21 protein-coding genes are annotated in these 26,557 nt (G+C 44.6%); 14 read left to right on the forward strand and 7 right to left on the reverse strand.

Going from position 1 to position 26,557, the window contains the following annotated elements:
• Window positions 1-155 precede the first annotated feature (155 nt).
• From OCU77_RS23610 to OCU77_RS23625, 4 genes are all read left to right on the forward strand, one after another.
• Window positions 156-1,556, forward strand: coding sequence for an alpha-amylase family protein (locus tag OCU77_RS23610; RefSeq protein WP_048899669.1), 1,401 nt, complete (start codon window positions 156-158; stop codon window positions 1,554-1,556).
• 367 nt (window positions 1,557-1,923) lie between these two features.
• A complete protein-coding gene (locus OCU77_RS23615) occupies window positions 1,924-2,922 on the forward strand; it encodes an ABC transporter substrate-binding protein (protein ID WP_048899670.1) in 999 nt (332 codons plus the stop codon).
• Window positions 2,923-2,988: 66 nt separating this feature from the next.
• Window positions 2,989-3,888, forward strand: a complete 900-nt coding sequence (locus tag OCU77_RS23620) for an ABC transporter permease (RefSeq protein ID WP_048899671.1) — start codon at window positions 2,989-2,991, stop codon at window positions 3,886-3,888.
• Window positions 3,881-5,131, forward strand: coding sequence for a quaternary amine ABC transporter ATP-binding protein (locus OCU77_RS23625; RefSeq protein ID WP_084711830.1), 1,251 nt, complete (start codon window positions 3,881-3,883; stop codon window positions 5,129-5,131). The genes OCU77_RS23620 and OCU77_RS23625 overlap by 8 nt, the downstream gene beginning before the upstream one ends.
• A 108-nt stretch (window positions 5,132-5,239) precedes the next feature.
• On the opposite strand, the gene OCU77_RS23630 is transcribed toward OCU77_RS23625, so the two are convergent.
• From OCU77_RS23630 to OCU77_RS23660, 7 genes are all read right to left on the reverse strand, one after another.
• On the reverse strand, window positions 5,240-6,172 hold the full coding sequence (locus tag OCU77_RS23630; RefSeq protein WP_053111858.1) for an endo alpha-1,4 polygalactosaminidase: 933 nt from the start codon (window positions 6,170-6,172) through the stop codon (window positions 5,240-5,242).
• A 580-nt stretch (window positions 6,173-6,752) separates the two neighbouring features.
• A complete protein-coding gene (locus OCU77_RS23635; protein ID WP_048899673.1) occupies window positions 6,753-7,370 on the reverse strand; it encodes a DUF1190 family protein in 618 nt (205 codons plus the stop codon).
• A 10-nt stretch (window positions 7,371-7,380) separates the two neighbouring features.
• Window positions 7,381-7,797: a DUF350 domain-containing protein gene (locus OCU77_RS23640; protein WP_048899674.1), complete on the reverse strand. Its 417-nt coding sequence runs from the start codon at window positions 7,795-7,797 to the stop codon at window positions 7,381-7,383.
• Window positions 7,798-7,825: 28 nt separating this feature from the next.
• Entirely contained in the window at window positions 7,826-8,461 is a 636-nt protein-coding gene (locus tag OCU77_RS23645; RefSeq protein WP_048899675.1) for a YjfK family protein, read from the reverse strand.
• On the reverse strand, window positions 8,454-9,500 hold the full coding sequence (locus OCU77_RS23650) for a potassium channel protein (RefSeq protein WP_048899676.1): 1,047 nt from the start codon (window positions 9,498-9,500) through the stop codon (window positions 8,454-8,456). Before OCU77_RS23650 ends, OCU77_RS23645 begins: the two co-directional genes overlap by 8 nt.
• Before the next feature lie 32 nt (window positions 9,501-9,532).
• Complete coding sequence (locus OCU77_RS23655) at window positions 9,533-10,219, reverse strand: PspA/IM30 family protein (protein ID WP_048899677.1); 687 nt, start codon at window positions 10,217-10,219, stop codon at window positions 9,533-9,535.
• Complete coding sequence (locus tag OCU77_RS23660) at window positions 10,216-10,617, reverse strand: DUF2170 family protein (protein ID WP_048899678.1); 402 nt, start codon at window positions 10,615-10,617, stop codon at window positions 10,216-10,218. The genes OCU77_RS23655 and OCU77_RS23660 overlap by 4 nt, the downstream gene beginning before the upstream one ends.
• 563 nt (window positions 10,618-11,180) lie before the next feature.
• Here OCU77_RS23660 and OCU77_RS23665 point away from each other — a divergent pair.
• The 10 genes from OCU77_RS23665 to OCU77_RS23710 all read left to right on the forward strand — a co-directional run bounded on the left by OCU77_RS23665 (window position 11,181) and on the right by OCU77_RS23710 (window position 26,542).
• Entirely contained in the window at window positions 11,181-13,982 is a 2,802-nt protein-coding gene (locus OCU77_RS23665) for a nitrate reductase (RefSeq protein WP_107302967.1), read from the forward strand.
• 60 nt (window positions 13,983-14,042) lie between these two features.
• Window positions 14,043-14,975 carry a uroporphyrinogen-III C-methyltransferase gene (gene cobA / locus OCU77_RS23670; protein ID WP_053111860.1) on the forward strand — a complete coding sequence of 311 codons (933 nt, stop codon included), beginning with the start codon at window positions 14,043-14,045 and terminating at the stop codon, window positions 14,973-14,975.
• Window positions 14,976-15,060: 85 nt separating this feature from the next.
• A complete protein-coding gene (locus tag OCU77_RS23675; protein ID WP_048899679.1) occupies window positions 15,061-15,642 on the forward strand; it encodes an ANTAR domain-containing response regulator in 582 nt (193 codons plus the stop codon).
• A 447-nt stretch (window positions 15,643-16,089) separates the two neighbouring features.
• A complete protein-coding gene (locus tag OCU77_RS23680; protein ID WP_048899694.1) occupies window positions 16,090-17,457 on the forward strand; it encodes a CmpA/NrtA family ABC transporter substrate-binding protein in 1,368 nt (455 codons plus the stop codon).
• Between the two features lie 10 nt (window positions 17,458-17,467).
• On the forward strand, window positions 17,468-18,442 hold the full coding sequence (locus OCU77_RS23685) for an ABC transporter permease (RefSeq protein WP_048899680.1): 975 nt from the start codon (window positions 17,468-17,470) through the stop codon (window positions 18,440-18,442).
• 81 nt (window positions 18,443-18,523) lie between these two features.
• On the forward strand, window positions 18,524-19,345 hold the full coding sequence (locus OCU77_RS23690) for an ABC transporter ATP-binding protein (protein ID WP_048899695.1): 822 nt from the start codon (window positions 18,524-18,526) through the stop codon (window positions 19,343-19,345).
• Between the two features lie 8 nt (window positions 19,346-19,353).
• Window positions 19,354-21,852, forward strand: a complete 2,499-nt coding sequence (nirB, locus tag OCU77_RS23695; protein WP_048899681.1) for a nitrite reductase large subunit NirB — start codon at window positions 19,354-19,356, stop codon at window positions 21,850-21,852.
• Window positions 21,852-22,190, forward strand: a complete 339-nt coding sequence (gene nirD / locus OCU77_RS23700) for a nitrite reductase small subunit NirD (protein ID WP_048899682.1) — start codon at window positions 21,852-21,854, stop codon at window positions 22,188-22,190. Before nirB ends, nirD begins: the two co-directional genes overlap by 1 nt.
• 411 nt (window positions 22,191-22,601) lie before the next feature.
• A complete protein-coding gene (locus OCU77_RS23705) occupies window positions 22,602-23,876 on the forward strand; it encodes an OmpP1/FadL family transporter (protein WP_048899683.1) in 1,275 nt (424 codons plus the stop codon).
• A 47-nt stretch (window positions 23,877-23,923) separates the two neighbouring features.
• Window positions 23,924-26,542, forward strand: a complete 2,619-nt coding sequence (locus OCU77_RS23710; RefSeq protein WP_048899684.1) for an alpha/beta hydrolase — start codon at window positions 23,924-23,926, stop codon at window positions 26,540-26,542.
• Window positions 26,543-26,557 lie beyond the last annotated feature (15 nt).

Raw genomic sequence — 26,557 nt, forward strand, 5'->3', positions numbered from 1 at the left:
TGGTCGGGTGTCTTTTTTTGCTTCTAAAGTGTCTACATTTCAGTGCATCGCACTACCACATAGCAGCTTCTAACCCTATATATAACAAGTGAAGATTGCTGGTGGCGTGGTATCCCCAATTTATCCTTGTTAATCATTGTATAGAGATACCCAATATGCCGAATAAACCGTTATTGTTAGCTATGGCTGTTTCAGCAAGCTTATTTGCCACTTCTGCTCAGGCAGATGTCATTTTGCATGCTTTTAATTGGAAATACAGCGATATCACTGCAAATGCCGCTGAAATAGCAAAAGCGGGCTATAAGAAAGTCTTGATAGCACCTGCCATGAAATCATCAGGCAAAGAGTGGTGGGCACGTTACCAGCCTCAAGATTTACGTTTAATTGATTCAGAGCTCGGTAACAAAGAAGATTTAGAAGCCTTAATTGCCGCAATGAAAGCACAAGGCATGGAAGTGTATGCTGATGTTGTTTTAAACCACATGGCCAATGAAAGTTGGAAGCGTAAAGATCTAAATTATCCAGGGAAAGAATTATTAGATACTTATAGCCAAAATAGCGCTTACTACACTCGTCAGACATTATTTGGTGATTTAGCTAAGGGGCTGTTTTCAGAGAATGATTTCCACCCAGCTGGCTGTATCAGTGATTGGGATAACCCCGGTAATGTACAGTATTGGCGTTTGTGTGGTGCAGATGGCGATACGGGCCTGCCTGATTTAGATCCTAATCATTGGGTCGTTCAGCAGCAGAGAAACTATTTATCTGCATTGAAAAAAATGGGGATCAAAGGATTTCGTATCGATGCAGTTAAACACATGAGCCAGTATCAGATTAACCAGATTTTTACTCCTGAGATCACGCAAGGTATGCACGTTTTTGGTGAAGTGATCACCAGCGGCGGTAAAGGCAATAGTAGCTATGATAAATTCTTAGCGCCGTATTTGAACAATACTAATCACGGCGCGTATGACTTTCCGCTTTTTGCTTCGATTCGCTCTGCGTTTTCGTTTAATGGTGGAATGAATTACCTGCAAGACCCACAGGCGTATGGTCAAGCTTTACCAGATAGCCGCGCTATTACGTTTACCATTACGCATGATATTCCAACAAATGACAGTTTTCGTTATCAAATCATGGATGCTGGTGATGAGAAGTTAGCCTATAGCTATATTTTAGGTAAGGATGGTGGCACACCTTTGGTTTACAGCGATGATTTGCCTGATAACGAGGACAAAGATAATGGACGCTGGGCGAATGTTTGGAACCGTTCAGACATGGTGAAGATGGTGGGTTTTCATAACGCCATGCAGGGTAAGACCATGGAAGTGATGTTCAGCGATAAATGCATGTTGATTTTTAAACGTGAAAAAGCAGGGATTGTTGGCATCAATAAATGCGGAGAAGCACGGTCATACACCGTCGATACCTCACGATATGAACTAAATTGGCACCAAGCGTACCGTGATGTTTTGAGTGGCCATTCTGAGACAATTACCTCACGTTATCATACTTTCACTATTCCAGCTCGAACGGCAAGAATGATGAAAATTTAGTCGATAGCGCTTTGCGTTACATTTTTTTTCGTTTTTTTTGAGAAAGCCTTGGCCCATAAGCTAAGGCTTTTTTTGATCTATTCGTTCTACCAATAATGCAGTTATAAATGCTATGCCTAGCGGTGTAGGGCAAGGGGGCGTGCTTGAAAATATGGAAGCTAGCATTTTTTTAGAAGCATATATGACACCACAATTATTACAGCACTAAACATTTATGAATTCAGTTGTGGCTGTAATTCATTGATAATCGCACTGGTTTTTCTCTTGAAATGTTCAATAATTATTTAGTGTGCAAAGTATGGTATCTTATTGTCAGCACGCATTGATGTGCTTGCATGGAATGGATAATAAATAAGGAATGTTTTATATGCGAAAGCTACTCGCAACTTCAATATTATTAGCATCTGCATCTTTTTCTGCCTCTGCTGATGAGTGTGGCAAAGTCACCATTGCTGATATGAATTGGAACTCAGCTACTCTCATCGCTCATATTGACCAATTTATCCTTGATAAAGGCTACGGCTGTGATGCCGAACTTGTACCTGGCGATACTATGCCAACAGGTACCTCCATGATTGAAAAAGGCGAGCCTGATATTGCGCCTGAAATGTGGAGTAACTCGATGAAGGAAGCCTTGGATCGTGGTGCCAAAGATGGCCGACTGCAATTTGCTGGCTCTACGCTCACCGATGGGGGTGAAGAAGGGTTTTGGGTTCCTGCCTATATGGTTGAGAAAGATCCTTCTTTGGCAACCATCGAAGGGGTTATCGCGAATGCGAAATTATTTGAACACCCTGAAGATAAATCGAAATCAGCATTCATGAGCTGCCCTGCTGGCTGGAACTGCCAGATCACGGCGGGCAATCTTTTTAACGCAATGAAACTTGAAGATGCAGGGTTTGAATTGATCGATCCAGGTTCTGGCGCAGGTCTTTCAGGTTCGATTGCTAAAGCTTATGAGCGTAAAGAAGGCTGGTTTGGCTATTACTGGGCACCAACGGCCGTTTTAGGTAAATACAAAATGGTTAAAGTTGATTTTGGATCTGGTATTGATGCTGATCACTTCCGTTCTTGTATCACCAAGGAAGAGTGTCTTGATCCTAAAACGACCATGTACCCACCTTCACCGGTTGATACCATTGTCACCACATCATTCTCTAAACGTGCTCCAGAAGCGATGGATTACCTCAGTGCACGAGCATTTGGTAATGCGCAAATGAATGAAATTTTGGCATGGATGGAAGAGTATCAAGCCGATGGTGAGATTGCGATGGAGCACTTCCTGACAGAATACCCGCAAACATGGACACCATGGGTATCACCCGCTGCTGCGAAAAAGATCAAACAGGCTTTATCTGAGCTTTAATTGCGTTATGGCCCGCCGCGATGGCGGGCTTTTTTGTATAAATACATACTCAAGGATTGATGTTGTATGTCTGAACAATCTTGGTTAAGTGAAATTCCGCAGTTGGATCGACACCAATTGCTAGAAATTAGAAAAACATTGGATGGCGCTTATCGCGCATTTTCACGTGAATATGGCGATGCTATTGAAGCTGTGTTTGATCCCCTGTTGTCCTTTCTTATTTGGTTTGAAAAGCTGTTACTGGGCACGCCTTGGTGGCTAGTCATTGCAGTGTTAGCAGGGCTTGCATATGCGGCAAGTCGTTCATGGAAATTAACTCTGGGCGTTGTTGTTGCCTTCTTCTTAATTGGCTTCTTCGGTATGTGGGATAACACCATGCGTACCATGAGCATCATCTTAGTCTCGACCTTTGTCGCAATAGGGCTTGGTATTCCGATTGGGATTGCGATGGCACGTTCTAACCGTGTGCAATCCTTTGTGACGCCTTTGCTTGATATTATGCAAACCATGCCAGCGTTTGTGTACCTGATCCCTGTGGTGATGCTGTTAGGTATCGGTAAAATCCCAGGTGTTATTGCTGTTGTAATTTACGCCATTCCACCGGTTATTCGTTTGACTAATTTAGGCATACGATTAGTTGATAAAGAAGTGTTAGAAGCGGCAACCGCTTATGGTGCAAGCCCAACCCAACGTCTATTTGGTGTACAGCTTCCCCTTGCAATGCCAAATATTATGGCTGGGATTAACCAGACCATCATGATGGCACTGGCGATGGTGGTGATTGCCTCTATGATCGGCGTTAAAGGCTTAGGTCAGCCTGTACTGAAATCCATTACTAACCAATACTTCACATTAGGTCTGCTCAATGGCCTTGCCATAGTGGCACTCGCGATTATTTTTGACCGCGTATCACAGAGCTACGCTAAACGTACTCAGCAGCACCTTGGAGGACATGATCATGGATAAGGCTAAGCAAGAACCACTGATCAGTGTAAAAAACTTATATAAAGTCTTTGGCCCCAATGGCAAGAAGGTACTTGAGCAAGTTAAGGCAGGTAAATCAAAAGATGAGATTTTAGCTGAAACGGGTCATACCGTTGGTTTGAGTGACATCAATGTCGATGTTTACCCTGGTGAAATATTTGTGGTTATGGGGCTATCTGGCTCGGGTAAATCGACACTGATCCGTCACTTTAATCGATTAATTGAACCAACAGCAGGTGAAATTATCGTACAGGGTAGTGATGTCATGGCCCTTAACAGCAAGGATTTACAAACCTTCCGTCGCCATAAAATGTCTATGGTGTTCCAGCGTTTTGGCTTGATGCCTCATCATACCGTGTTGGATAACATAGGGTATGGATTACAGATCCAAGGTGTCGCGAAAGATGAGCGTAAGCAGCGTGCGATGGAATGGCTTGAGACGGTTGGCTTAGGGGGCTATCAAAGCCAGTTTCCTGCCCAGCTTTCAGGGGGACAGCAGCAGCGCGTTGGGCTGGCACGCGCCTTGTGTACCGACGCAGATATCCTGCTGATGGATGAGGCGTTCTCAGCGCTTGATCCCTTGATTCGAAGCGAGATGCAAGATCAGCTGATTGAATTGCAAGAAAAGCTCCATAAAACGATCGTCTTTATTACTCATGATCTCGATGAAGCGTTACGTCTTGGTGATCGCATTGCGATATTGCGTGACGGTGTACTGGTGCAGCAAGGGCGTCCGGTCGATATTCTGTTGAACCCTGCGGACGACTACGTTGAAGCCTTTGTAAAAGATGTTAACCGTGCACGTGCCTTAACCGTCGAAACGGTCATGAAGCCACAAGTCGTGCGTATTTCCGCTGAAACAATAGGTGAAGCAGTTGCTGAAATGCGTAAAGCGAAAGACGATTACGGTTACTACGTCAATGACGATGGCTACCAAGGGGTTATTACCCAAGAAACGCTAGAGAATGTTGAGAAGGAAGATTATAACAAGGCCATTGACGCCTCGTTACTGGAGGATGTACCTGCTATTCAAAGTGATGCCTTACTGGAAGCGGTTATTCCTGAAACCTTAGACAGCGATCACCCGCTACCAGTACTTAATGCTGATGGGGATGTTGAGGGACATTTATCTCGTTCGACACTGGCAGAAGTGCTTAGTGAGCACAATAGTGCTGAGGAGAGTGATGAAAAAAAGCCGACGACAAATAAATCACTAGCTGCCTAGGTTAATTATTTATGGCTGATAACTTACAGCTTACCTAGTGAGCGACAATTATAAAAAAGCACACGAAAGTGTGCTTTTTTATTCGCTGTGTTTAGTTATTAGGTGTAACTATAAACAGCTGAACCGAAATGCATCGTTTAATTCGAGCGGAAGCACTAAGGTACTAAACTGCATTTGCTTAGATTGACTGCACATGGCATTTCTAGCGGCTTCATCATCAACATATTTCTTTAAATACTCAGCATTTAGCACTGCCTTTCCATTTTGGATAAAGGGATTAAGTAAATGACATTCGTTATATTCTGTACACGACTCATTAATTGCAAAGTCATAATAATCAACCAACTCAAGAATTTGGTCTAGGTCATTTTTAAGACCAATAGATAAATTGAGTTGGTGGGCAGTATTAGCCACTACTCGATTATAAGCAAGTTGATCGGTATTGGTTAAATTGACCCCTGTGTTATTAGTATAACCGTCCATATTATCGAGCTCGACGCCATCACAACCTTTTTCTTTTGCTAGTTCTAATCGTTTAGTCATTATTGAAAAAACATTAGTAGAACGAATATCTAACCAGCGCTCACCCGGCCAACCATCAAGATTGTTACCTAAATCACTTTCTTTAAATTCATTGGCGTCAGGGCGCCAGTTTTCATAAGATCCAGCAGAAAAGTAACAAATAACTTTTTTGCCTGATTGTTGTAAACCTTGAATAAGATCTGTTGATGAATCAAATAAATCAATATTGTAAATATCGACATTATAAGACGTATTTACTGTACCGCTGAGCTGCCATTGCCAGGTAGTAAGTGGCCCCGGGCGATACCAACTACCATTGGTGATAGGGGCAACATTCGGATCGAGTTTAGGCACTTCAACGGGGGGGATTACCGGCGTTGTAGGCGTGGTTGGTCCATCAGTTGGCGGCGCTACAGGGGTATTCCCTGAGGACTTGTCGTTGTTTTCTGCTTGATCCGATCCTGAATTACAACCAGCAAGGAACAAGGATGAAACCAATACAGCAGATAATAATCGCATAAGCTCTCATAATATTTCTTATCTATTAATAATAGATATGTAGATTTGAGTTCTCTATATACATCAAACCAAAATATAAAGTGACTTGTAATGAATGTATATTTGATAGCAGTAAAGTCTATAGTCTTTGCTACTAATGAACTGTCGGAAATACGCCATAGTAAAATAAATCAAGGATGTTGATTTATTTACATTGAAAAGTGCTAATTAATAAAATTATCACAATTTAAGATAATCAATGAGCGGTGTGATTTGTGATGCTGTTAATTTAATCAACTTTTACTCTGTATTTCAATATGCAATGGTTTTAATTAATGGTGATTTAACAAATTGATGACAATAAGGCGAGGGTTAAATTGAGGGGAAGTCACGTTTATTTTCTATGTGATAGTAATAAAAATAAAAGTGAGTTGTTTATTATTTAGTGAGTGATAATAAGCAGTTGCTGTGAATATGTTTGTAGGCTTTGTCGCAAAGTGATGAAGATAAACAATGTTGATAAAAGCCCCAATACCGCCAACCTAGCATTACTATTGTGAGGCGGTATTGGGTGTGTGGTGCTGATACAAGTATAAGGTGATTAGCCTCCCCAGCTCTTACTGGATGATTTACTGCTGCTCCAGCCTGATTTAGCTGACACACTAGAACCAAAGCCACCTCGTGAAATAGTACGGCTGGTGGTTGCTTTCGGTTTCATTTGATCTTTGCCGACTCGTACCGTTGTTTTGCGGTATGAGCTGCGGCCATAGTCATAGCCATCTGCTGTGGTCCAGCGATCATAGAAGACACTGCCAGGGTAGTAAGAGCGGAACATGGGCTGTGAGTAATAGCCGCGATTGTTATCCATCATGCGGGCAAACATAAAACCAGCCATAGCAGGCATAAACCAGTTATTGCCTGGTGATTGCATACAACCATTTGAGCCAAATTCGGCCACACAATCGTTCATTGACTGATACTTAGGTGCGGTCCGTGAGGCTTCTTGTAAGGCAAACTGATACGCTGATTGACACTGCTCTGTATAGCTTGGGTTATCGCTAATACAATCGTCTAGCGAGTGGTAAATTTCAGCTTCTGTACTGTTATCGCTACAGCCTGTTAGTGCTACACCTGCAAATACTGCTGTTAGCGGTGTCACCATGTAGGGACGCCAGTTTTTACGCATGCTGGCGAGGACGACGCGTTCACTTCGTTTCATCGTCCGTCTCCTAGTATGTCATGCACGCAGCGTTTAAGAGGCCAACTGATACCGAGGTTGCAGCCATCAAAATACCTGCTGGAATTTCGCCAGCTTCAATGCGCTCTACGATTTTAGGCATAAAACCAAAGCGGACAATGACAAAGGCAACCAGCTGTGCTGCTAGTGCCACAAGGCCCCAGATCGCAAAGTCGATTAAGTTAACTGAGTTAGAAGCGGCGCCTGCAATCGCTAGGCTATAGCCTAACACTGAGCCCGATAATGCGATGGCTGCGGCTGTGTTTTGGTCTTCTTTTACCAACTTCCATTCGTCATATGGTGTAAAGCGGACATAGACAAACTTGAATAGCATCAAGAAGACTAACGACAGCGAGAAATACAGCAGAAATGCGCCAAGGCCAGCAAGTGATTGACTAAAAACGTCCATGATAAATCCTATAACTATCTAATGTAGATTAACCGATTAAGGTGAAATCTGTTGGTGTGAGGTTAAAGCCAGTACTTGTCACTAGGCTCCATTCAGCACGGTTATTAATGATTTTTTCTTCGCCCGATACCATCAGTGATTCGTACTGTTCAGTTGCGGCCTCACGTTCATAAATCATTACAAACTGATCGGTTTCGCTGACTGTCCCATCTGCTAAGTAGGTTTTTTCTGTCATAGCAACAGGTCGTTCGTTTTCCCATACTTTTTCAAAATCGTACCCTTCAAGCTGTTTACTTGGTTGGACAATTTGATGATCTAGAGTGTCTTGCCACTGAGCTTGGGTATCAATGGGTCTAGTGTGGTAGAAGTAGTACAGCTTTACTTCGCTAACATCCGCTTCAGAGCGCCCATGTTGGAGCACTTGCACAAAGCCGTCATCGTCGGTGTAGTAACGCAGCAGGCGGGTTTGTTCATCTAAGTTAACTTCACCCACGGCTTGGATTAAATGGGTGTGTGCTGCGCCTTCAATGATCAAATCAGGTTCAATTAACTTGAGTTTTAAATCATCAAGTTCGAAGGCACCACCTAGGCGCAATCCTAGCACTTCTGGCGCTTCAATTTTGGGGGCTTCAGGGGCCATTTTCTTTTTCAGCCAATCAAACATCCTGATCTCCTAATTTATGCCATTCAAAAGAATCAACGCGCTCATCGGCGATATAAAACAGTTTAGTATTTGCGGTTACCGCTCTATCAAGTGGTGGATTTAATTCCACGCCTTTGCCTGCATCTAGTGCAATTAAAATTGCATCATGTTGTTTTTTGAACAGAGAAAAAAGTGGTGCGACGGTAGTTTCAGTTTTATCGCTTGGGAAGTTTACTGAATACTGGGTCATGCCTTTATTGGTACTAAGCAGTTCATGATGCAATTCACTTGAACCAGGATCGACCGCTGCTTTCGCTAGCATCTCAACAGAGACAGATGGAATACACTCAGCATTAGGGCAATGCTGTTTGAGTAGATCGCTCAAGGCTTCATCGTTGAAGTAAGCGAGTAAGTGCGCTTCTGGGTTTTGATTTGCACAATATAATGATGCTGACAAGGTGACATCATCTTCAGGGTTATCGATGATAATGCAATCGGCATCTGCGACACCTGCACGCGCCATGCCAGCATGATCGGTAAAGCTGATAACACGAACAAATTCAATTTTGCCGGGTAGTGGGTTTTCCATTTCAGGACGCACACACAAAACGATATCACGACGACCTTGTTCTTCGTGCAGCAACATATTGATGAGGCTCAAGGTGCGTTGTTCATTCCAGCCGAGCACAAGAATGTGTTTATTCACTTTTAAACTCCGTTTTCCCATTAGCCCGCCTTTCCAGTAATGGATCAGCAAGCTAGCGATACGGCTAACTCCGATAGCAAAGAGACCAAGACCACCGGGAATGACGAATAGGGCAACAACCCATTTCCCGAGATCAGTCGTTGGCGACATGTCGCCATAGCCAACGGTTGAGGCAGTAACAAAGAGGTAGTAGATGAAATCAGTCAAAGAGTGAGTGAGCGCATGCTCACCTGCAAGGCTCAGTAAAAACCAGCTGATTGCTGCATACATTACTGATGACAATAGCAGGTTTCGCCCACTTAATTGACCAAATTGGGTTAACACCCAGCGACGCAAGAGTAACCACATCGACATCCACAACCTCCTTTTTCACACTTGGTAAGTGGTTATTTACCTAGAATACGTGCTAGTTCGTCTTCTGCTGATTGTGAACCGCCCGGAGTAATTCCAGCTTCTGCCAGTTTCTTATCAAGGCTGCTACCGGATTGCTCTTCAGCCATTTCTGCTGCAGCTTCAAGTTGTGCCGATTTTTCAGCTTGGCGACGTTTAATGCGATCAAGTGATTCAACGGCAGTATGCATTTTTGCATTGGCACCCACATTGGTTGCTGATACTGCACTTTGCGCTTTTTGTACCGCTTCGTTCGCTTTTACCACATCGACTTGTTGCTCAAGTTGACGCAGTTTGTCTTTAGCTTGTGCGATATTCGTGCGCATGCTTTGCTCTGATTGCGTGAACTGATCTAGGTAAGTCTGTTCAGCTTGTTGCTCATTGCGAAGCGTTGCCACTTTTTGTGCACACTCAAGTGCTAGATCTTGCTGACCTTTTTCCATTGCAGCACGTGCATGGGTTTCATACTCATTAATGCCTTGATCGAAGCTTGCTACTTTTTGCGAGGACATTTTGCGTTTAGCTACAATCTTCACAAGTGCTTCATCTGAGCGACGGAGTTCTGATTTAGCTTCACGGATTTCTTGATCAAGAATACGTAATGCTTGATTGTCTGCTACCGCTTCAGCCGCTTCGTTTGCACCGCCTTTAAGGGCTGTTACTAGTTTCTTCCAAACACTCATGCTGCATTCTCCGCTAGGTGGTCTTGGTAAAGCTCAATGAAAGCTTCAACGTTTCGGTATAGGGTCGCCACTTCAATAACGACACTTTCTGCTTTTGATTGTGAAGATAAGGAGCCAAAGGCAACATAGTAACTTTCGCCGTCTAGGTCGCTTAAGCCAATGGTCGATAGTGGGAACATTTTATGGGTACGAAGTACAAATTCGTTCAGTGCACTAACGTCTTGAACTTGTTGTTGTGCAAACAATAGGACTTCAACCAAAATTTGTTCGCCAGCTACCGCAAGGTAAGCTTCGATTTGGTCTTCATTTTTGATGATCAGTGTGTCATCGGAAGCTTCAACTTCCCAGCCATCATGTGCGCTAAGTAACGATTGAAGTTCAGGTAGTTGCCACGTCATTGTGAGCCCCTTTTTTAGTGTGTTTAACATAGTGAACGAATGTGGATGTCACGATTCGTTGCAATGTGTATTAGATCCAACAAAATGGAAAAACGTTCAATTTACTTTGTATCAAACGGTATATAGATGAAGCTGAAAAGTGCTCATATATTATGACGTTATATCCATGATATAGCTGCAAGTTTAAACAGATATCAGGCAAATTGTGAAGAGATTGGGCTTTTTTATGTAACGAGTCGTCAAAAAACAGGCACTCTACGCCTTCGTGGTGTCAAAGAGGATGGATGGCTGGGGCGAATAATGAGCACTTATGGTGCAATGAAGCGCCAAATCAAAGCATTGAGTATCAGATAAAGATGCGGTTTGAATCTAATGAGTTGAAAGATAGATAAAAAAAGATTGGCATGATGAATGCTTTCCTTAAATGGAATGGAGTAGTTTTCATTGTCTAGGCAAATACAGTTGGGTTTATTCATCGGCATTGGCGCCTGTCCTTTTTGTAGGGCAGGCGTTTTTTTATGCCATATGGGCAAACAACCAGGCTTTCTGAGGTAGGGATAAACATGCAATCACTAAATATTCAATCGGCTTGCCCATATTGCGGGGTTGGGTGTGGGATCAAAATCTGTAATGGGAAAATTGAGGGCGACGTAAACCACCCAGCCAATAAAGGTGCATTGTGCGTAAAAGGAACGGCTTTAACCGATAGCCTCAGCATGCCATCACGTTTGTTATACCCCAAGGTATCTCAGCAGGAAGTGAGTTGGGATACGGCCACCTCAGCGATCAGCGATAAAATTCAGCAAGTGTTAGCAGAGTCAGGTCCCGAAGCCATTGGTATGTATGTGTCAGGCCAGCTGCTGACAGAGGATTATTATGTCGCGAATAAGCTAATGAAAGGATTTATCGGTAGCGCCAATATCGATACCAATTCTCGGTTGTGCATGTCATCGGCGGTTACTGCGCATATACGCGCGTTTGGTGAAGATGTTGTTCCTGTGACTTATGATGACTTGGATGTAACCGACTTGATTGTGATTGTGGGTGCTAACACCGCTTGGACCCATCCCGTGGTATTTAGGCGTATTCAGCAAGCACGAGACAAGAACCCAAGCGTAAAGTTGGTGGTGATCGATCCTCGTAAAACAGTGACAGCTGAGCAAGCTGACTTGTTCTTACCGATTGCAAATGACGGTGATATTACGCTATTTAACGGCCTTATTCGCTACATGGCTGACAATGGAACGATTGACTCTCGTTTTGTTGAAGACCATACCAATGGCAGTGAAGAGCTGCTTGATGCTGTTAGTGGCAATGAATTTCAACTTGATGAAGTTGCTTGCCAGTTAGGTGTTGACGTGCAATCACTGACAACCTTTTATCGTTGGTTTTCAGTTAGCCCAACAGCGATCACTGTTTTTTGCCAAGGGGTAAATCAGGCCATAGATGGTACTGATAAAGCTAACGCGATTATTAACTGTCATCTGCTCAGTGGAAAAATCGGCAAGCAAGGTTCGGGACCATTTTCTATCACAGGGCAACCTAATGCGATGGGAGGGCGAGAAGTTGGAGGGTTGGCTACTCAGTTGGCCGCGCATCGGGGCTTTGAACCTGATGCGTTAAATTTTGTGCGTGATGCATGGGATGCCCCTAATCTCGTACAAACTGCAGGTTTGAAAGCCGTGGATTTATTTGATGCAGTGGCTCGTGGCGACATTCGTTTTTTATGGATCATCGCGACTAACCCTGCGGTGTCTTTGCCAAATAGTGCCAAGGTCAGGGAAGCACTCGCGCAATGTGAATGTCTGGTGGTATCGGATATTAGTGCTGACACTGATACTGCGTGCTATGCCGATATTCTATTGCCAGCAGCGGGATGGGGTGAAAAGTCAGGCATGGTCACGAATTCTGAGCGGTGCATGACGCGGCAACGTGCTTTTATGCCAGCGCCAGGATCGGCAAAACCAGATTGGAAAATTTTGGCAGATGTCGGGCGTAAGTTAGGTTATGACGAGGCTTTTTCCTTTAATTCTGAAGCGGATATCTTTCGTGAATATGCCGCGTTAACGGCGGTGAATACTAACACGCCATTTAAACTGGATTTATCGGTTTTAGCTGTGATGTCAGATGATGAGTATATCCACTGGCAGCCAACACGTTGGCCATTAACACATGGTGCTTCACAACCACTCTATCATGACGGGGCTTTTGCGACGTCCAACGGTAAAGCGAACCTAGTGGTACCAGCTCAATTGCACTCGCAGCAGCTCGATTCTGAGCAAAAAAAAGAACAGGGCTTACCTCTCTGGTCGCTGAACACTGGTCGGCTGCGTGATCAGTGGCATACGATGACACGGACAGGGCATATCACTGCTTTGGCACAATCTGAACCCGAACCCACGGTTTATATGCATCCTGTAAGTATTCAACAGGCGGGTTTCACTGTCGGGCAATTAGTGGTTATGGATACTGCGTCCCCTTTTCTTTTAGCCTCCACTTTTTCAGATTTACATCATCCATTTGATCTGGCGGATTCACATGGAAGACTGCCTTCAATTATCGTGCGATTACAGAGCAATGATGGCTTACGCCGTGATCAAGTTTTTATGTCTATACACTGGGCTGGCGTATTTGGTGGATCTAATACCGTGAATTATATAGTGGCGGCAGCTGTAGATTGCCTATCGGGTCAACCGGCATTTAAGTCGAACCAAGTGACCATACGTCCTGCACCAGACATGTGGCATGGGTTGTATCTTGGTGAGCAAACGCCTGTGTCCTTGCCAACAGACTGTTGCAGTTATCAAAAAGGCTGGCGCAGTGGCATTTGGCGTTTTGCTCAAAAAGTGCCAGTCACTACTTGCTCGACACCGCGCAGTGATGACCAAGTATTAGCAATGTGGTTACAAAAGTTTTTTGTTAATGAAAAGCAGCTTGAAGTGGATTCTGTTGGCGTTTCATTACCTACGGTCAGTAAACGATTGGTGATCGAGCAAACGTGGGGCTATGCCGTTATTGAATTGAATGTGCAGGGTGAGCCTCTTGTTGTTACTGGGATCTTTGCGTTTAGTGAGCAGCCAATAGCACTGGATGTCGCTGTGCTTTCGGAATTGATGGGGCAACCATTTTCCTTGGTTTCGGTATTGATGGCGTTGAATGATGGCAGTCAGCCTAGTCGTTTGATTTGTAGCTGTTTTCGAGTCACGGATCAGCAGATCATTCATGCAGTGGAAAAGGAGGGAGTCGGTAGCCTTTGTCAATTACAAAAACAGCTAAAGTGTGGCACCAATTGTGGCTCTTGTTTACCTGAAGTCGAGCAGCAACTCGATCTCTTGATTGCTTCAGTGACGTCCAGAAGCCAGTAGCAGACCCCCTGATTTTTATGCCTACCTTGATTGGTAGGTAGCACGAGGAGCGAGACTATTATGGATAATCGAGTAAAAAACTCAGAACAACGGACGGCTTTTCATGACCATTTAACACTGCATCGTGAGTACCGTTCAAATCGAAGTGGTAGCGTGCCAGTTACAACGAATGCCTGTAATTTGAATGAAAGTGCAAGCAAAAAAGGCTTTGTTAGTTTAGTCGGCGCTGGCCCGAGTGATCCTGAACTACTGACAGTGAAAGCATTGAAAGCCATCCAGCAAGCCGATGTTTTGGTTTTCGATCGCCTTGTTAGCCAAGATATTATTGCGCTGGCTAATCCCGATGCTGAGCATTTATATGTAGGGAAACGTTGCGGTTTTCCGAGTTTAAAGCAGCCTGATATTAACGAACTTTTGATCACTAAGGCGCAACAAGGTTTGTATGTCGTAAGACTAAAAGGGGGTGACCCGTTGATTTTTGGCCGTGGTGGCGAAGAAGGTTTAGCACTGGCTCAACACAAGATCCCTTTTGAATTTATTCCTGGTATTACAGCTGCTCTGGGCTGCGCTGCTTCATCATTTATCCCACTCACGCATCGCCAAGTCTCGCGTTCCGTTACTTTTATCACAGGTCATGTAGTCGCGGGTTCTTTACCTGCATGGTCGATGCTTGCCAATGAAGGGCAAACCTTGGTCTTTTATATGGGGTTGGAAAAAGCGATAGAGATTGAAACGGGACTATTACAAGCGGGTTTAGCGGCAACAACACCTGTGGCTGTCGTCACCCACGGTTGTTCGCCATTGCAGCTGGTTTATATTGCTCAGCTTGATGGTCTGCAGGTATTGGCACACACATTAAAAGGTGAATCGCCAGCATTATTGATAATAGGTGACGTTGTCACTTTGCGTGCGGAGCTAACCACCACAATAGCCGCGTTTCAGACTAAGAGTGAAGCCGTTATTAACAGCGGGCATGTGCCTGTAGTGCTATGAGCACTAAACTGGCAGACAACTTGCTTCCATATACTGATAGTTAGCGTGATAAGAATAATTAGTAGCCAAGGTAGAGGAAGACTAAATGCAGGGGAAGCCGCTCATTGTGTGTAGTGATAACTTACAACAGCAAGCCGCCATTACCGGTCGACTGGCAGTCGATTACGATAAAATCATAGGTTGTACTCTTCATCAGCTTGAAGTTTTGGTTGAACGGTATGTCGATTGTATTTTAGTGGTCTCATGGCAGCGTCCTAGTGCTGAATTAAGCATGATTGTTGATCATGCTTCTTGCCATAAAATCCCATTGTTGATTTTGCTTAGGCAGCTTAATCAAAATGATATCAATCGTTTACCAGAGCCAAATGGTTACGTCATGTTACCTGCTGACAGTCAATTTGATTTGTCGGCGTGGGTGTTTCGAGCAGAGCAGGTTCGTCAGTGTCAGCGCCAACAAGAATCTGAAATTGAGCAGCTGACGCAGCAACTAGCGGATCGTAAATGGGTCGAGAAGGCCAAGGGGTTACTCATGCAGCATCATGGTTTGGATGAAGAGAGCGCGTTTAAAGCGTTGCGAACGGCATCGATGAATAACAGCCAATCTCTTGCGCAAGTAGCGAGAAATATTGTTCACACCTTGAGTGTCATAAGCGGCTCGCGAACCTAGTCTTTTTTATATCGAGAGTAAGTTTGGTGCAAGCTGCACCATTTGGAAGCGATGTGAGGTCGTCAAAAATATTGTCTATAGTTAACTTGTTGATTATTTTTTATTAAAAATTAATCTCATCTTGGCATAGAAAATGGATTATCTAAGTAGGTAACAAAAGTAACGATGAAATAATGATCAGAGAAGCACTATACGCAATATAACGTTAGGTGCTTTCAATAAGGTTACTGTTATTACGGCATTAATACTTAAAGAAATTCAAAAAAATATAACGCGATGGTTTCCATTGCTCACCAAGTTTTCAAGCTCAACGGCGGGCAGGATAGCTTGGCAAAGACGCCACTGTTTCTTTTAGAAGCAGTGGCGTTTTTTGTTTGGTTTTAATCTCAGTATTTTTAAATCAAAACACTGTTAGACATAGAGGAGTAAGGCATGAAGCAAACAAGGATGTGGTCGCCCCCAAGGCAAATCTCTCAGTGGCTGTGCTGTCTTAGTGCAGCATTGGCTTTACCTGTGTTCGCCGCTGTTGGCGAGCCTGAGCGCGAAGATCTGACGCTTGGATTCATTAAGCTAACGGATATGGCACCGCTAGCCGTCGCCTATGAAAAGGGCTTTTTCGAAGATGAGGGGCTGTATGTCACATTGGAAGCGCAAGCCAATTGGAAGGTACTGCTTGATAGGGTGATTGATGGCCAGCTAGATGGCGCACACATGTTGGCTGGGCAGCCATTGGGCGCAACGATAGGGATTGGCACGCAGGCTGACATTATTACGGCGTATAGCATGGATTTAAACGGTAATGCCATCACAGTTTCTAACGATGTATGGCAAGAAATGAAGCCAAACTTAGCGGTAGATCCAGATGGAAAAATCATACACCCCATAGCTGCAACGGCATTAAAGCCTGTGGTGGAGTCTTACCTGGATAAAGGGAAGGCTTTTAACATGGGGATGGTCTTTCCTGTTTCCACTCATAACTATGAACTTCGCTATTGGTTAGCGGCTGGTGGATTACATCCTGGCTATTATGCTCCCCATAAAGGTGATAACAGCGGCCAGCTTGATGCAGACGTGCTGTTGAGCGTGACCCCGCCTCCTCAAATGCCTGCGACGATGGAAGCGGGCACCATAAAAGGTTACTGCGTAGGTGAACCTTGGAACCAGCAAGCTGTGTTTAAAGGGATTGGCGTACCTGTCGTGACCGACTATGAGATCTGGAAAAATAATCCCGAAAAAGTGTTTGGCGTGTCGAAACGCTGGGCGGAAAAATACCCTAACACTCATATTCGGGTGATTAAAGCAATGATTCGAGCGGCGCATTGGTTAGACGAAAATAACAATGCTAACCGTGCTGAAGCCGTGAAAATACTGGCCAAAAGTGAGTATGTTGGTGCAGATGAAGAAGTGATTGCCAACAGCATGACGGGGACCTTTGAGTATGAAAAAGAGGACAAACGCGCCGTGCCTGATTTCAACGTCTTCTTTCGCTATAACGCGACTTACCCTTATTACAGTGATGCCATTTGGTACCTAACCCAAATGCGCCGTTGGGGACAAATTCCTCACCAACAAACAGACCAATGGTACATGGATATTGCGAAGCAAGTGTACCGTCCAGATATCTATCAATTTGCTGTCAGTGAGTTACTTAAAGAAGGACGCATGAAAGCGACTAATTTTCCTGACTTTAAAACGGAAGATGGTTTCCGTTCGCCACAAACTCACTTTATCGATGGCATTACCTATGACGGTAAGCTGCCTAATACGTACTTGAAGCAGTTTGCGATTGGGCTGAAAGATGATCAAGCGATCTAAGGGGGGAGTTATGTCAAACAATATTGCACTCTTACGCCGGATACCGAATAGGAAAATGGTGCTACATCAATCGCGTACAGTCTTGTTGCCTGTGATTGGTATTTTAGTTTTTCTATTGGTGTGGCACTTAACCGCAAAGCAAATACAAACTTCATTAGGCGCTTTGCCGGGTCCAACGCAAACTTATCAGCAATTTACTCGCTTGGTCGATGAGCATTTTGCCGAAGCAGAGAAAGCTGAAGCCTTTATGTTGCGTCAAGAAAAGCGTAATGCGGAGAAGCTGGCTACCAATCCTGATGCGAAAGTGAAAATCCGTCCTTATACAGGAAAACCCACCTTCTTTGACCAAATAGGAATCAGCTTAGTGACTGTCGCCAGTGGTTTTGCGCTTGCCTCTATGATGGCAATTCCGCTCGGTATTTTATTGGGTATGAATAGCAGCTTATACATGGCGGTGAATCCAATTATTCAATTGCTCAAACCCGTTTCTCCTTTGGCATGGCTGCCCATAGTCACCATGGTTGTTAGTGCGGTGTATGTCAGCAGTGAGCCCTTATTTCCTAAATCATTTGTTATTTCACTGTTTACTGTTGCCCTGTGCAGTGTGTGGCCGACCTTGATCAATACCGCAGTTGGTGTTGCCAATATAGATAAAGACCTGATGAATGTGAGTCGTGTTTTACAGCTCTCGGGCTTGCAGCATGTTAGGTCTATCGTTTTACCTTCGGCGACGCCCATGATGTTTACAGGGTTACGTTTGTCATTGGGGATCGCCTGGATGGTGCTGATTGCCGCTGAAATGCTGGCGCAAAATCCAGGTTTAGGGAAGTTTGTATGGGATGAATTTCAAAATGGCAGTTCGGCCTCTTTGGGGCGGATCATGGTTGCGGTATTAACCATAGGTTTGATTGGGCTCTTGTTAGATCGCGGGATGCTCGCGCTACAAAAGAAAGTGTCATGGAACAAGCAACAGCTGCTGCGTTAGATGCGGGTGATCAGAGCAAAGAAGGATAAAGCGATGGCTAAAAATATGAGCAATGAGACAGCTCCAGAAGCGCGCACCACAGTGAGTAAAACGTTTTTAGAACTCACCCAGCTTGGTATGCGTTACCCCACAGCAAAAGGTGAGTTTGTTGCACTACAAAATGTCAATTTCACCATTAAGCAAGGTGAGTTCATTTCGTTAATTGGGCATTCGGGGTGTGGTAAATCAACGGTTTTGGATTTAATTGCAGGTCTACAGATACCCACTGATGGTGGCGTGATTGTGGGTAAGCGAGAGGTTTCAGGTCCCGGCCCCGACCGAGCTGTGGTGTTTCAAAACCATGCGCTACTACCTTGGTTAAGCGTTTACCAGAATGTGGAATTAGCCTTTAAACAGGTGAACCAAGGGGGAAGTAAACAAGCTCTTCGATCTGGGGTGATGCATTACCTCGATTTAGTTCAAATGAGTCATGCCGCAGATAAACGACCTGATGAGATTTCAGGGGGGATGAAACAGCGCGTTGGGATAGCGCGGGCGTTAGCCATGAAACCCAAAGTGTTATTAATGGATGAGCCATTTGGTGCGCTTGATGCTTTGACTCGCGCTCATTTGCAAGATGCGCTAATGGCGATTCAAGCAGAATTGAAAAACACCGTCATTATGATCACCCACGATGTTGATGAAGCAGTATTGCTGTCGGATCGTATTGTGATGATGACCAATGGCCCAGCCGCCACCATCGGTGAGGTAGTAGACGTTGAGCTTGCAAAGCCTCGTAATCGGATTGAATTGGCTAACGATGACACGTACCAGCTTCTTCGCCAGCAAGTGCTGCGCTTTTTGTATGAAAAGCAGCGCAAAGTTGCACCGATCACCTCGGCCGAAAATCAGAAAGTTGCTTAGGAGGTTACATGGACAAGGAACATTTAATTATCGTCGGAAACGGTATGGTGGGTCATCACTTAGTGCAGCAGTTGGTGGAGCAAGGTGCGACAGAGCAGTTTCATATCACTGTGATTGGTGAAGAACGCTACGCTGCTTATGATCGTGTGCAGTTGTCGTCATTGTTCTCGGGTAAAAATCATCGCGATCTCATGTTAGGTGATAGCCAATGGTATCAAGATAACAAGATAGAGTTGATATTGGGCAGTTGTGTCACCCAGATTGATCGCATGCAACAGCGGGTTGAATTAGACAGTGAGGTGATCCTTGGGTATGACAAGTTGGTTTTGGCGACAGGGTCGGCCCCATTTGTACCGCCGATTAAAGGGCATGATCGTGACAATTGCTTTGTTTATCGTACTTTGGATGACTTGTGCGCCATTCGTAAAGCTTGTGATGGGGCTAGAACAGGGGCCGTTATTGGTGGTGGGTTACTCGGCTTAGAAGCTGCGAATGCATTACGTTTATTGGGCGTTAAAACCCATGTGGTTGAGTTTGCACCACGCTTGATGCCTGTGCAGTTAGATGAAGGAGCAGGGGCGTTACTGGCGGAAAAAGTGAGTGACCTTGGGGTGTCCGTGCACACTTCTATGATGACTGAATCTATCTGTGATGGTGAAACTGGCAAACATCGCCTGACCTTTAAAGACAGAGATCCGTTAGAAGTGGATGTATTGGTGTTTTCGGCGGGGATCCGACCACAAGATCAACTGGCAAGGTTGGCAGAGCTCGATGTGGGAGAGCGAGGCGGCATAGTGATCAATGATCATTGTCAAACGAGCGATCCTGCTATTTATGCCATTGGCGAGTGTGCTCTGTGGCAGCAACGTATCTTTGGTTTAGTCGCCCCAGGCTACACCATGGCCCGTATTGCGGCTGATAATTTACTGGGGGGAAACAAAGCTTTTAGCGGTGCGGATATGAGCACCAAATTGAAATTACTCGGTGTGGATGTCGCTTCCATTGGTGATGCGCAAATGCAAACGAAAGGTGCACGAGAAGTCGTCCTGCAAGATAACCAAGCGGGCAGTTATAAAAAATTGATCACCGATGCTAAGGGTGAGCGCTTATTGGGTGCCATCTTAGTGGGTGATAATAGCGACTATGATGCGCTATTACAGTGTTACTTGAACCAAACGGCCTTACCTGACCATGCCGCGCATTTGTTATTTGATACCTCTATGTTATTAGGGACTCAAAATGAGGCAGCCATCATTTGTTCGTGCCATAACGTTACCCGAGGAGAGCTGGTGGCGAAAGTGCAGGCGGGTTGTCATGATCTTGGTGAGCTAAAACAATGCACGAAAGCAGGTACAGGGTGTGGTGGATGTGGCACCATGGTTAAGACGATCCTTGATGATGAAATGGCCGCTATGGGCATGGAAGTGAATGATCATCTTTGTGAACACTTTGCTTATAGTCGGCAGGCTTTGTACCACCTGTGCCAAGTAGAAGGGCTTCGCACCTTTGAAGAGTTAGTAGATAAATATGGTACAGGCTTGGGGTGCGATATCTGTAAACCAACTGCCGCTTCTATTTTTGCCTCACTGTGGAATGAGCATGTGTTGGAATCTCACCATCAGCCGCTGCAAGATTCTAACGATGCTTTTCTTGCCAATATTCAAAAAGATGGCAGTTACTCCGTTGTTCCTCGTGTTCCTGGTGGCGAAATCACCCCCGATAAATTGATTGTGTTAGGGCAGGTGGCACAAAAATTCGACCTCTATACCAAGATCACAGGTGGTCAACGGGTCGATTTATTTGGAGCTCAACTGTCTCAATTACCCGCTATTTGGGAGGCTCTGATCCACGCTGGGTTTGAAACTGGGCATGCCTATGGGAAATCATTGCGGACAGTTAAATCGTGCGTTGGATCGACTTGGTGTCGCTACGGCGTTGATGATTCTGTTAGCTTAGCGATAGAGCTAGAAAACCGTTATAAAGGGCTACGCTCTCCTCATAAGTTAAAGTTTGCGGTATCAGGATGTACCCGAGAGTGCGCGGAAGCCCAAAGCAAAGATATCGGTATTATTGCGACCGAAAATGGTTGGAATCTTTACGTTGGCGGCAATGGTGGTATGCGACCACGACATGCGAACTTGTTCGCATCGGATCTCGATAAAACCACTTTAATTCAGTATATCGATCGCTTCTTAATGTTCTATGTCAAAACCGCTGATCGACTACAACGCACTTCAGTCTGGGTCGAAAGTGTTGATGGTGGATTGGCTTACCTGAAACAAGTGGTGATTGATGACGAACTGGGTATTGCCGATGAACTAGAAAGCCAGATGGCACATGTGATTAATACCTACCAGTGTGAGTGGCAAACCACATTAAACTCAGAAGAAAAGCTGGCGCGATTCACTCAATTTGTGAATACAAAAACAGATCCTGCCATTGCGACACCTCAAGTAGGCTATCAACGTATTCGTGGTCAGCGTATTCCTTTGAAGGAGGTTCAATAATGTGGACGAAAGTATGCCATCGTGAACACCTTATTCCAGAGTCGGGTAGAGCCGCATTAGTTGGACAGCAGCAACTCGCACTGTTTTATTTACCATCGATACAAGAGCAGGTATTTGCAATAGGAAATTGGGACCCAATAGGAAAAGCCTTTGTGATCAGCCGTGGTATTGTCGGTGATATTGCAGGTCAATTGTGCGTAGCTTCGCCCTTGTACAAACAACACTTTCAATTAGCGACAGGTGAGTGTATTGAGCAGAAAGATATCCAGTTACCAGTGTGGAAAACGCAGTGGCGTGGTGAAGAACTGTGGATCCGAATGACCCCTAAACCAGGCTGATCAGTATTGATCGTGATGGAGAGCAGTGATCTTACCTAATAATGAAACCGACTCTGATGAGTCGGTTTTTATTGGTGCTTAAATTATAAGCAAATTTTGATGCGGCTTGTTTTTATTTTCTTTTCGTTTACTGCCTTTACTCTGTTTTTTGGTTGATGATTATGTTAATTAAAATTATCTATTTAATTCATTATGTTGCGCTAGAGTAAAAAGTCTAATTTGATATAATGACAATATTATTTATCCATTAAAACAGTACGTTACAGCTTAAATTAGAATCATCCACTTAACAGTTTTTCTCCCTGATATTTGATATATAGTACTTCATTCTGTAAGTTTGGCTCGATCTCGTGTTTTGCTATGTGGCAAAGCGCGATTGGTAGGACGAAGAATGAGTGAAGGCTAAAGCGGATGAAAATTGATCATACAAAAGTATTGTTGGGCGCGCTGGGCTTATGGAGCGGCATGACTTCTGCTGCGGGATTTCAAATAGCAGAGCACTCCGCGTCAGGGCTGGGACGAGCATTTTCTGGTGAAGCCGTGATTGCAGATAACGCGGCGACATTGGCACGTAACCCCGCTTCAATGAGTATGTTACAAGGAACGAATGTTAGTTCAGGTATTGCTTATATTGACCCTGATATTCAGATTGAATTTAGCAAAGGCACAACGGTTGATGCTTTTGAAGATGAAGCTGCGCCCCCCGCTTTTGTGCCTAACTTCTTTATGACCCATGAACTCAACGACAAAATTACCCTTGGATTTGGCTCTTATTCTGATTTCGGCTTAGCGTCTGAATACAGTGAAGAAGTGAATGAAGAGTTTGGCGTGATCGCGGGAAATACTTCCGTTACCGTTATTAACTTAAACAGCAGCATCGCCTATGAAGTGAATGATCAATTAGCTCTAGGGGTGAGTGCGAGCTTACTGTTGGCACAGGCTGAACTAAATCGTTTTTCGCCTATTGCTGGCATGGTGACAGGTGGAGAAACCGATGTATTTGCCAGCCTTGAGGGAACAGGCATTGGATTTGGTTACAAAGTCGGTGCTGTTTACAAATTGAATGAAGATCACCGCTGGGGATTAGCTTATACCGGTGCGTCAGACATCGATATGAGTGGCGAATTCAGTGGTGTTCAGATGAATACTGACAACGCGAAACTTGATTATGTCAAAAATGTTGATGGTGAACTGACGTTAAACTTACCATCAATCATTGAGTTATCTGGTTACCATCAATTAACCCATGAGTTTGCCGTTCACTATAGCTGGGTGCATATAGGCTGGAGTAGCTTCCAAGAAATAAAAGCGACCTCAAAAGGTAATGAATGTAGCAATGCGGGTGAGAGCGACAAAGTGTGTCTACAAAAGCCTGAAGAGTGGAAAGACTCTAACCGTTACTCATTAGGGGCAACTTATAAGATAACCCCTCACTGGACAGTACGATCAGGTGTTGCTTACGATGAAACACCAACCGATCAACATGTTACCGCCAGTATTCCTGATTCAGATCGGATGTGGTACTCCGCAGGTCTTTCTTATTATCGTGGTGATCACCAGTTCGACTTTGGTTTGACTTACCTTGAGGGTGAGACTGGTGAAATTATTGAAGAAGAAGGGCTTTTCTTCAAAACCACCACCAGTAACGCCATGTTATACGCCATCCAATACTCCTACACCTTCTAGTAATACTTTGCTCTGCCATCGGAGCAGAGTATGAAAGAGAGAATATTATGAAAAAGAATTTACTGACTCAAGCCATGGTTGTGGCATTAGCTGCTGGTGCACTAACGGCTTGTAATTCATCTGATGATAATAATAGCGAAGAGAAGTTATTACCGGCGAATTTACAATTTTCATTTGGGCTAGAAAACAGTAAACAAATTGCTAATGATGCCAACCTGCCGATGCCAAATGACCTGTATTTTTGGGGTAAAGATGCCGTTCAAAGCGCGGACAAAAAATTAGTGATTTTTGGGTGTGGTGAGACCAATGATGGTGCCACGACAGAAACTAGGATTGAAAATGCGACTAAGTGTGCGTTAGAAGATCTCGATGGTTGGTCAACCACAGCGCCGTTTTCATTAGCGATGACAGGTGATGTATCACAGCTTGATGCCAACACCTTTAAAGACAATGTACGTTTGTTTGCGGAGCGCTCGTTTCCTTTGAGTGGTTATGGTGAGCTGAAATACGGTAAAGATTTTACAGTACAAGCGACTGAATTTAATCACCTCCAAGTTCTACCGCTACGTCCTTTTGCGGCGGCAACTCAGCATGTTTTAGTGGTATCAAATGGCCTGAAAAGCACCAATGGCGATGCGGTTAAACCATCCGTTGCATTTAATGATTTACTCAATAATGACCAAACTGATCCCGTGTTAGCAGCTTATAAGGCGCAGACAGAAGCCTTGTTTACCGAGTTGGCAGATGAATCGATAACAGCTGCGAATACTTTTTATATTGCAGGTATCTACACCCAATCTATTGGTAAAGTATTAAAGTCATTAGCTAAACAACCAGAGGCGGACGCTAATGGCTTGGTGTCGAGTGATGTACCAGAAGAACACCTTGTCGGTGCAGGTTTACCGCCACAAGTGCTCGATACCATAGTGGGGCGAGTGGTTGGCGGTATCATTGGTAACCCAGACATTGATCCTAACTTCTGTGAAAGTAACTTTGGTGATGGTTTACTCGTTGAGTGCGTTCGTAAACTACAAGCGAGGGTTAAACTGCCTTATTACCTTGCTGATTCAACAGCGATGACAAGTGCTAATTGTTCAGTGGACAGTAACAATCAAGCTGATGCCCGTTTTTGGTTTAAAACGGATGGTATTAAGGTTGAGGAAGATGAAAGCTACTTTGAGAGCTACCGTTTCACCCGTGACAGCTGTCAGTCGCTTTACAGTACATGGAATGTGGTAGGGACAGGGACAATCCGAGATCCTTTACGACCTGAAAAGTCAGCCACCCAACAACTCAATGTGCAAGTTGTGCTGCCTAACCCAGAGCGAACACCAATGCCGAATGATGGCTGGCCAGTCGTATTGTTTGCGCATGGTATTACGGCTGCTAAAGAGTTTGGTAACGGTGGCATGTTATTGTTAGATAGCTTTGTTCAAGCTGAACTGGCGAATCAAGGCTATGCCGTTATTGCGATTGATCACCCACTGCATAATACCCGTGCTGTCGATTTTGATGGTGACGGTAGTTATGACGTGAATGTTAGCCAATCTTTGCGTGGCCTATTTAGTGGGCATGAACAAGCGGATGTGAAGAACTTCTTGAAAGCAGATGCATTGCTGACTTCGCGCGATAATTTACGCCAAAGCATCGCAGATCTGATCAACCTACGTGCATCGCTGGAAAACGGCATCACGTTCGAGTATCCGACCATTCCTGCTACAGATAGCTTTGATAGCCAGAATGTGTATGTCATGGGCCACTCTATGGGCGCTATTGCAGGCGCAAGTTTTAGCGGCATTGTTGCCGATAGCGATCTTGCGTTAAACGGTTCTATTCTTGCCAACCCTGGGGGCGGAATCGGTGGTATTTTGATGAATTCAGTGTGGCTTGGTCACAGTGAAGTACCGCCTGCAATCAAAGCCATGCCCGAGTTCCATCAGCGTATGGCGACAGAACTTGGTCTTGAAGGCATCGACGCAGTTCGACAGTACGCGGAGTTAAACCCTGTTGAATACAAAGCGAAGTCAGATGAGGTTGCGAAAGCTTATTTCAGTGAATTTCAGTACTTAATGCAAGCTGTCGTTGATACGGTAGATCCGCTGAATTATGGTACTGAGCTACAAGACAAACCACTGCTATCGTTTTCGGTGACGGGGAGTATTTCGCAACAGCCTGAGTTACAGGATATTGCTGGTAATTACCTTACAACAGCCGATCAAACTGTGCCGATCAAGGTAGAGTATGCTGAGCCGACTATGTATGAAGTGTGCAAACGTGCAACGGACTCTGAAGGGGCTGAATCGAGCCAAGATATGGGGTGTTTTAATGGCTCGGCATTTAAGCCCTATTACTCTTTGAATAACACTGAGTTTCCATTAGCAGGCGCAACGCCACTTGAAGAAGTCTACGGCCTTAAGAACACCTTAAATAGCACTGATCGTTCATTCACTCGTTTCCTAACGGGGACTCATAATATTGGAGCGGGGACGCTGACAACATCAGAAACCGAAGGCAATAGTGACTATGGTTCTGTTGATTCTGCGGCAACTGAATTAGCCGTGCAGGCCGCTTCATTTGTTGAGTACTCATTGAGTAGTGGTCAGTATGTGGAAGGTTCACACCGCATTGCACCAGATAATTTAGAGATTATCGACGTGAGCAAATAGTCGATATGGCGTTTC

This window comes from Photobacterium swingsii, assembly GCF_024346715.1.
Lineage (GTDB): Bacteria > Pseudomonadota > Gammaproteobacteria > Enterobacterales > Vibrionaceae > Photobacterium > Photobacterium swingsii.